Annotated in this window: 7 protein-coding genes and 2 pseudogenes; 2 read left to right on the forward strand and 7 right to left on the reverse strand. The window is 60.3% G+C overall.

Annotated features, from left to right (window positions below):
• Positions 1 to 401 precede the first annotated feature (401 nt).
• Entirely contained in the window at positions 402 to 1,673 is a 1,272-nt protein-coding gene (locus tag EN808_RS30430) for an aminotransferase class I/II-fold pyridoxal phosphate-dependent enzyme (protein WP_126080648.1), read from the forward strand.
• A 36-nt stretch (positions 1,674 to 1,709) separates the two neighbouring features.
• Here EN808_RS30430 and EN808_RS30435 read toward each other — a convergent pair.
• The 5 genes and pseudogenes from EN808_RS30435 to EN808_RS37830 form a co-directional block, all read right to left on the reverse strand.
• Positions 1,710 to 2,881, reverse strand: a pseudogene (locus EN808_RS30435) (IS5 family transposase).
• 595 nt (positions 2,882 to 3,476) lie between these two features.
• Positions 3,477 to 3,791: a tyrosine-type recombinase/integrase gene (locus tag EN808_RS37285; protein ID WP_348627501.1), complete on the reverse strand. Its 315-nt coding sequence runs from the start codon at positions 3,789 to 3,791 to the stop codon at positions 3,477 to 3,479.
• 47 nt (positions 3,792 to 3,838) lie between these two features.
• Positions 3,839 to 4,021, reverse strand: a pseudogene (locus EN808_RS37825) (transposase); the annotation flags it as partial.
• Between the two features lie 344 nt (positions 4,022 to 4,365).
• A complete protein-coding gene (gene fabG / locus EN808_RS30450) occupies positions 4,366 to 5,151 on the reverse strand; it encodes a 3-oxoacyl-ACP reductase FabG (RefSeq protein ID WP_126080649.1) in 786 nt (261 codons plus the stop codon).
• On the reverse strand, positions 5,151 to 5,546 hold the full coding sequence (locus tag EN808_RS37830; protein WP_348627502.1) for a thiamine pyrophosphate-dependent enzyme: 396 nt from the start codon (positions 5,544 to 5,546) through the stop codon (positions 5,151 to 5,153). Before EN808_RS37830 ends, fabG begins: the two co-directional genes overlap by 1 nt.
• Here EN808_RS37830 and EN808_RS37835 point away from each other — a divergent pair.
• On the forward strand, positions 5,467 to 5,817 hold the full coding sequence (locus EN808_RS37835; protein WP_348526696.1) for a hypothetical protein: 351 nt from the start codon (positions 5,467 to 5,469) through the stop codon (positions 5,815 to 5,817). The two genes, EN808_RS37830 and EN808_RS37835, sit on opposite strands and share 80 nt — an antisense overlap.
• Positions 5,818 to 5,934: 117 nt before the next feature.
• Here EN808_RS37835 and EN808_RS30460 read toward each other — a convergent pair whose 3' ends face one another.
• A complete protein-coding gene (locus EN808_RS30460; protein WP_245466456.1) occupies positions 5,935 to 7,293 on the reverse strand; it encodes an aspartate aminotransferase family protein in 1,359 nt (452 codons plus the stop codon).
• A gap of 228 nt (positions 7,294 to 7,521) precedes the next feature.
• Positions 7,522 to 8,406, reverse strand: an 885-nt coding sequence (locus EN808_RS30465; RefSeq protein ID WP_127302631.1) for an ATP-grasp domain-containing protein, incomplete at its 5' end; no start/stop codon positions are given.

An 8,406-nucleotide genomic window follows, 5' to 3' on the forward strand; every position in this document is an offset into this window, starting at 1 on the left:
CGCCGACGTCGTCCTGATTGTGGGCGATACAGGTGCCGCCCCTCCGGTGTTCAGCTTTGATTGTGCCGATGACGGGCTCGACCGCGTGGCGGTTCCCTTGTCTCGCGATTCATTTCCGGTGTCATGTTCCACCTAGTGCTGAAAACTCCAACCTGGGCTTTGCGGCACGTTGTGCCAGGATGCGCCGGCTACTCAGGGCAGAAGAACTCTTCACCCCAGAACTGGGTATTCGGGTCTCTCCACCCAGGGCGCGCCAGCTCCTCATCCGACAGACTGAAGGTGTCTTCGGGATCATATCAGACGGCCATCAGCCGCATCGGAATTCGGCGGTTCGCAATTTGGATCACGTGAGACTGGGGAGCCAATTTACCGCAAATATGCACTTTTGAAAGGACGTCCAAATGTCTCCGGTGGAATTCACAGCGGGCGCTGCAAACGCCAGTCATTTCCGCAACACCGCTTCGGTCATTGATCGGACGCGAATGCATTTCGAACGGGCTCACCAACGTGGTCTCATGGGTGTTTACGGGCGGTCTTTAGAGGGGAGGGCGGTCATGATCACGGAGGGCGAGCGTCGAGGCGATACCATGGCCGACTACGTACGTTGTTGCTACCTCGGCTTGGACAATCATCCAGCTATCGTTGCAGGCGCGGTTGCCGCGATAAAGGAATACGGATCACTCCACTGGTCTTGTGCACGCACGCGCCTGAATTTCGGACTCGTTGGTGAACTTGAGGGATTGCTTTCCCAACTCTTTGGGGCGCGGATTATTACTTACTCGACGGTTATGATTGCCAACATGGGCGCACTGCCAATCATCGCCTCCGGACATTTAACGGGAGGTCAAAGACCTGTCATGGTGTTCGACCGTCTGGCACATGCCTCGCTTGCCTTTCATAAGCCAGTTGTGGCCGAGGAGACCCAAGTCGAGACAATTCCTCACAATGACCTCGATGCTTTGGAGCAGCTTTGCCGCAAGCATCCAATCGTCGCTTACGTCTGCGATGGCGTCTATTCGATGGGCGGCTTCGCGCCGATCGAAGGGCTTCTTGAGTTGCAGGAAAAGTATGGCCTTTTTCTTTACATCGACGACGCACACGGAATTTCACTATTTGGCGAAAGTGGCGAAGGTTTTGCGCGCTCGCAATTACCCAACGAGCTAGGTGAGCGCACGATCGTCGCGGCGTCCCTCGCCAAGGGCTTCGGCGCGTCGGGCGGCATGCTCATGCTGGGAACGGCATATCAAGAAGAGCTATTTCGTTGCTACTCCATTCCGCATGCCTTCTCGGCTTCGCCCAACGTTGCAGCTGTCGGTGCCGCTATGGCCTCGGCGAAAATCCACCGCACGAGCGAGCTCAGGGTTCGCCGAGATCAATTGATCGACCGCATCGCCCTGTTCGACGATCTCATCAACACAGATCAGCGAGGCGCTCCTCTGCCAATTCGCATGATTAATGTGGGCGATGAATTTGCGGCTATTGATTTCGCAGCACGCCTATTCGATGATGGCTTTTACACTTCCGTCACGTTCTTTCCGACGGTCGCTCGGGGCCATGCGGGCATACGCATCTGTCTTACAGCGAGTCACGATCTGTCAGACTTGGCGCGGCTCTGTAATAAGATTCAGATCCACGGACAATCCGTGTTTACCGCAACAGAGGAGCCTCACTGAACACCAAGAATTGTCAGTCGTCCGTGAACAACGAGATTAGTCAGGCTTCGAGTCCTCTCGGCTGACTGGGCTGCGATGAGAAGCCACAAAACCTGTGAACCAGTTGAGCAGGAGGGAGAAGTTGTAGCCGGCGGCGGCGTTGAGGGCGTCGCCCTGCTGGCCGGCGAGGAGTTGCGGCTCATCCGGTGCTCAGCCTTGATGTGGCCGATGCTCTATGGGCTTGCGAGCGTGTGGCCGCCATAGGGATTGCCGGGCAGCGCTTTTTGCATGCAGGGCGAACTGGCCGCCCGGACGCTTCAGCGTGGTGGCCACCGACACCTTCCCCCCGAACTCGTAGGGCATATGCGCCTTCCCTTGCCAATGCATTCCACCTCGTGCGCGTGCAGGCAGTAGATCTTGCGGACGCGCTGGCGCTGACGTTGCTGGAGAACGGTGGCGGCCTGGTAGAGCGGCCATTTGAAGAGCGCGTCCAGCCCCGCATTGCCGGCGATCTGGCGACCAATGTCGCGAATGGTCCGGCCGACATAGTCTTGAGCCTGCGCAGCGCCTTGTTGGCCCGCTTGAACTGCTTGGCGTGGGCATAGCGCTGGTGGCTGATCAGCGCCAGCTTGCCGACCCGCACATAGCTCTGGCGCAAATGGAGGCCCGTCCTCTTGGCCAGCCGCACCAGCCGCTCGCGCGCCCGGTGGATGAGCTTGGCGTCGGTCGGGAACATGACGTTCTTCGGCTGCACGGTGGTGTCGGTCCTCGGACTGATCCGGGGATCACCTGGCGCGTGTCGGCCGGCTTCATCGCCCCGGTCTTGACCGCAAGGCTGAGTCTCGCCTGCAACAGCGCCACGATCCGCTCCTCGCCCATGCGGCTGCGCCAACGCGTCATCAACGAGCGGTCGAACGGCAGCGTATGGCAAAAGAACGTCTCCCGGTGAGATACTGGAAATAGGGGTTCTCCACCCAGCGCTCGCACAGCACCTCGTCGGACAGGTTGAAGGTGTGCTTGAGGATCGCCAGCCCCGCCATCAGCCGGGTCGGCAGCGGCGGCATGCGGGGGCCGTCCGAATAGACCGCGCCAAAACGCTCCTCCAGCATCGGGCAGTCGATCGCATCCGCCAGCCGCACCAGCTCGTGCTTCATGCTGATGATCTGGTCGAGCCTGGAGCGGAACAGGTCCTGCTCTCCCGTCTCGCGCTTCTCGCGTGGCCCCGACATTCGCCGTCCCTCGATTCGCCCGCCGCCGGCCGAGCGAATCACGTTTCGGTTACAGCGTCTATGAAGCGCCCCGCCCACTTGTCTGATTCTAGGAAGGCAGACTATGTACAAAGGGCCGATTCAATTTGAATTCTAGAACAATCGTCATGCCACTCCATATGTAGCAAACCATTTAGTATGCGAAGGATGCGACACTTCCCGCTCTCGGGACTGGTCAACATGAGCTGAAAAAGGAAGGCTGCGACTTCGCAAAGCCCGGCGTGAGACTGGGCTGCTTGCGGAGCCGTCATGCCTTTGATCATCTTGTCGCAAAAAGAGCTGCCGCTCACGACCGCATCGCTCTCGGCGAATCAAAGAGCACGGAAAACGTGTATCGGATCGGGCACACTCACCATCGTAAGCTGCCATGACAGGTCGAATGTTCGCAAGTGCGACCTCGGCAAGCTGCGAGGTGGCGACCTTTACGTACAATGGCGTTGTGTTGATGCTTCGGTGCCCTAGAAGATCGACGACCTCGTTGACCGGCCTTCACTGCTTGACGAGCTGGGTAGCAAGACTGTGGCGCAGGAGATGCGCACCTGCGACTCGCCCGAGTTCAACCCCGCCATGTCGCAAACGCGCATTTGAATGCTGCCACGGGCGGCGTGAAGGACAGGAACAGATACGGACTATCCACCTTCGGTCGAGCGCGCAGGACGTAGTCGGCGAGCGCGGCGCCGGTCTCCTCGAGCGGCGGCGCCACCCGATCCCGCTTGCCCTTGGTGCGCCGGACCGATACCTCGCCAGCACGCCAGTCGATATCCTGCAGCTGAATGGCGCGTAGCTCACCGTTGCGAATGCCCGTCGTGGCGAGTAGCAGCAGGGCTCGATCGCGGATGTCGACGGGCGTCGTTGCGCCGATCGCATCGATTGTCGCCGAAGGTCATCCCATGAAGACGCGGCGGCAAATGCGCCAAACCGCTTTGATGGGTCCGCGGCTTCGGTGCCGGCGAAGCCCTCCGCCTCTACCTGCTGGCCATCCAGGCCCAGAAGCAACTGGTCCTCGGGCAGGCCCTCCGCCCTTGGCCCGAAGCGATAGCGCTGCAACTCCTTGATGATTTGGCGGAGCCTCTCATTCTCCGCACGCGCGGCCAGAAGCATCGCCTGAAGCCAAAACCTCGAGGCGTTGACGGCTGAGCACGTCCTCGCTGCTGTCGAGCATCCGCTGTCGCTATCGGCCACCACCTCCCGCCAATGAGGCGTCCTTGGAACGACGCGGCCGAGATCCTGTCATGGTGGCCTTCGGATGTGAGAAGTCGCCGCCGTGCGCGTGATGCCAGGGCTCGCTTGGCTTGACCACGGCCCTGTCCGAAGGCAGCCTGTTCCAGGCGTTCGCCATGGCCCCTAGTGCAGCAGGTCCGTAAGTTCGCGCATGCGCAGAATGTGCGGGAGTGGCCGGCGCCGCGTCCTTCGTCACTGAATGGTTTGTGCCGCCGGCCGACAGATTAAGAGGGGGCGAACTCACCGCCGTTGACATCGATGATGGCGCCGTTAATGAAGTCGGAATCCGAGCGAACAAGAAACTTAATGACGCGGCTGATGTCTTCGGGCCTGCCGAGCCGGCCGATCGGGATCCGCGCGAGTGCAGCGCGGTTTCCGGGCCTCTCGGGCGGTCCCGTCATATTGCTTAAGACACGGCCAGGGCAGATCGTGTTCACCGTGATACCAAGCCCGGCGTATTCGCTCATGATCGACCGGGCGAGCCCTGCAAGCGCGCTCTTCGAGGCAACGTAGCTCGCTCCGGCGATCTTCGGCTGCGTACGCGCCGCGAGTGAACTGATCAGGACGATACGGCCTTGCCGGGCTTCCGCCATACCGGGCAACACCTCGCGGCAACAGAGGAAGGCGCCCGTGAGGTTCACCCGGATAACATCATCCCATTTGGCAAGCGGCATATGGCCGAGAGCGACACGCTGATCGTTTGGACCTTTCGGCGAGTAGCCAGCATTGCAGACAAGCGCGGATACCGTTCCCCACCGCTCGCGGACATTGGCGAAGAACCGGCAGACGCCGCGTTCGTCACGGAGGTCGACCGTGTCGGCGTGGATATTCCAAGCTGGAAAACGGGCGCGTAGATCGACAGCGGCAGCCTCCACCCGCTCTCTCGTCTGGCTGAAGAAAGCGACGCGCCAGCCAGCGTCGATTAGATGCGCGACGGTCGCAAACCCGATCCCGGTTGCCCCGCCGGTGACGACCGCAACGCCCATTGATTTGGTGTTTTCTGTCGTCATCAAACGGAACCCACGTCGCGCACGACGTTCTGGTCAACCGCGCCGCCGAAAAGGGAAAGAGCAGGATGGGCGTTGGGGGCGGCGACGACCTTGACTAGCCACGGCCTTTCAGAGGCGAGCGCCTCGAGAGCAGGCCCTATGTCGTCCGGTACCCTGACGACGGTCGCGCCGCAACCGCACGCCCGGGCGATTGCTGCGTGGTCGACTGGAGCGAAATGGCAGGCGCTCGTACAGGGTCCTAACGGCATTGCTTCGGCATGCCTTTGGAAGCCGAGCACGCCATTCTTTAGCACGATTACGACGACGGACACGCAGTTGCGTACCATCGGCGCGGCGGCGCCACAGGTCGATGTGTTGGAGGATTTGACAAAGAGCGTTGATCGTGACCGCAGCATGGACCACGAGGCACAGCGCCTCGTAGGTGCAACCGACCTCGGTTGGATCGACGCCGATATGGATGTTGCACGCGCCAGGCGTGATCTGGCGCCAACTGTCTGTTCCATTCTGGTTGGTGCGCGTTCCGACAGGCTCGCCTTGAAAGCCTCCGGAAGTGATGGCACGAGGATGGCCGCGGGCGGCCCGTTTTGGGTGGTAACCACTGCAATCCTGCTTAAGACGCGTTCAAAGTCGTCTGCCATGGCGCCCCCCATCTTCTCCTGCCGGTAGGCGAGCTGGCGGGATGCCAATCGTACCGCAGGCGAGGAGGACGGCAGACGGCAGGCTCTGGCCAAACAAGGGCTTCAACGCACGCGCGATCGCCTGTGCGACGGTTTCTTCCATGATCTAACCCGTGATAGTGTCGAGGAGCGCCGCGCGCTGAATTAGGAAGCGGTCGAAAGCATTTGCGACGAAGGCGATCTCATCCTCCCCCATCGGTGTTGAGAGGCAAGCGGCGGCCGCTTTGGGCAGAATGATGCCTTCCGTGGCGAAGAAGCGAGTTAATTCCGTCATCACGGCCACCTCCTGTAGGGTAAGGAAACTTTCTCGGAACTCTCGCGGCGGCTTGCGCCGCGGGTGAAGGCGAAAGAGGGAAGTGGCTCCAGTGACGCTGAAAGGGGCGCCGTGCCGCGCGATGATGCGTTCGAGCCCGTTTCGCAGTTTGTCCCCCAGCCGCTCGAGGTAATCGAAGGCAGCGCGGTCGAGGGCTTCCATCGCGGCGAGTCCTGCTGCCATCGAGAGCGGATTGGCTGAAAAGGTGCCGCCCTGCGGCAGAGCAGGACCGCCTGATGCGGCCTCGAAGACTGCCATCACCTCGCTGCGGCCTCCGATCGCGCCGATGGGGAGCCCGCCGCCAATGATCTTGCCGAGCGCGAAGAGATCGGGGGCGAGCCCATAGAGCGCAGAGGCGCCTTCGTAACCCTGTCGGAGGTTGAGAACCTCGTCGCTGATAACAAGGATACCGTGACGACGGGCCGTCTCTTGGATGGCGGATACGAAATCCGGCGTGGGCGAAATGAGCCCACTGCGGCTCGGCATGGGATCAACGAGGACGGCTGCGAGACGCCCTGCATGTTCCGTGATCAGCCGGCGCGCGCCCTCGGCGTTGTTGAAGCGCAAAATCACAACGTCATCGAGCACAGCTGGCGGCATGCCGCGATAAGAAAGAGTGGGCGCGGGATGTTCGGGATCGCCCCACGTTTGAGGCGTTGCAGCCTGGCTGACCTCGACCCAGTCGTAGGCGCCGTGATAGGCTCCCTCGATCTTGGCAATGGCGGGACGTCCCGTGAACGCCCGCGCCGCCTTAATCGCAAACATGACCGCCTCGGTACCGGTATTGACGAAGCGGATGCGGTCAAGATGCGGAATTCGGGCGCAGAGAAGCTCAGCAAGATCGATTTCAATCTCGGTCGGGTTGGCGAAGCAGCATCCGCTTCTGAGCTGCTGCGTCACGGCCTCGATCACGGGCGGGAAGGCGTGGCCATGGATGAGGGTCGTGAAGTTGCCGTTGAGGTCTAGGAGACGACGGCCATCAACGTCGACAAGAAACGCACTCTCTCCGTGATGCATGTAGCGGGGAATGGGATCGCGCTCGATAGTGATCCGCGTGGTGCCGTCCGGGAAAACCCTGCGCGCCCGGCCGAAAGTCTCGGCAGAACGGGGTCCGACGAGCGGAGGGGGGGGCAGGGCTGGTTGCTCTAACACCGCGGCTATCCTCTTGCTGTGGCCTGGGAATTACTCGCGCGACATAGCCGCCGCAAAAAATCAGAAGACAATTGTCCACCGCAGATAAGTTCAATTGCCTAGAGGTTCCCAGAAACAAAATTAGGTATCATTCACTTTGCGACGACCGCACTTGATTTTGCACTACAAGTTTCCTCTTCAATAGCTTCCCCTGGTGCGGCGACTTGAGGGGCTGATGATTGTCTTTGTTCACGGAAATGGAGAGATCGACCAACTGATTAAGTTCACCGCACGCTGAATTATCGCCTCGGTCCGGACACGGTCGGGTGAAGCGGCTATGACATGTCCCATGCGATCTCGATAGTCGCCTTTCCTCACGATAGGGGTATTGGGCTCGACACAAAATTGCACCTCTGCGACACCCGGTACAGCAGCAGCCTGACTGCCGCCATGGATCCAATCGACGATGCCATCACGGTCAGGAATTAGGACCCGGACGGCCACAATGTGTGAATGCCTTCTGCGCAAATCCCATTCGTGGCCGACGGCAAGCTTGATGTGTTCGGTGATAAGATCGACTCCATAAGCCAGCCGAACCAATTGAGAACCCGTCCCGCCCAAAAGTCGCGGATTCACTTCAATGACGACAGGGCCAAGCTTCGTCCACCGGAGTTCAACATTCGTGGGACCCCAGCCAAGGCCGAGAATTCGCAAGCAGCTCAGCGAAACGTCGGCGATTCGCTCGTGCTCGTCATCTGTCAGCGAGGCTGGCTGGGTGCCGCTATGAAAGACGAAATGCGGTGGGGGGCCGTAGTCAGCGGCGGCAATCGCAACGACCTCATTTCCCATTATCTGAGCGATATAATGCGGACCATTCGCGTATTCTTCAACAAGTATCCTCGGCGAAGATCGCCAAATGTGCTTCCCACCCAATAGGTAGGTGGTATGTTCGGCTAACTCATCGACGGTGCTGCATAATCGCACACCGATGCTGCCGCTGCCTATGGCTGGCTTCAGAATCACCGGCAGGCCGATCTCGGCGGCAGAGATTTCAACCTCCGCTGCATTCGCTGCTAAGCGATAAGCAGGTATTGGAATGCCGGCCTCCGCGAGGAGCTGACGTTGAGTAAATTT

The organism is Mesorhizobium sp. M8A.F.Ca.ET.165.01.1.1 (assembly GCF_004792065.1).
Lineage (GTDB): Bacteria > Pseudomonadota > Alphaproteobacteria > Rhizobiales > Rhizobiaceae > Mesorhizobium.

Bases quoted from the DNA above. Each gene is read 5' to 3' on its own strand.
- fabG (WP_126080649.1), bottom strand. From the start codon at position 5,151: ATGACGACAGAAAACACCAAATCAATGGGCGTTGCGGTCGTCACCGGC.
- EN808_RS37830 (WP_348627502.1), bottom strand. From the start codon at position 5,546: ATGCTGCGGTCACGATCAACGCTCTTTGTCAAATCCTCCAACACATCG.
- EN808_RS30430 (WP_126080648.1), top strand. From the start codon at position 402: ATGTCTCCGGTGGAATTCACAGCGGGCGCTGCAAACGCCAGTCATTTC.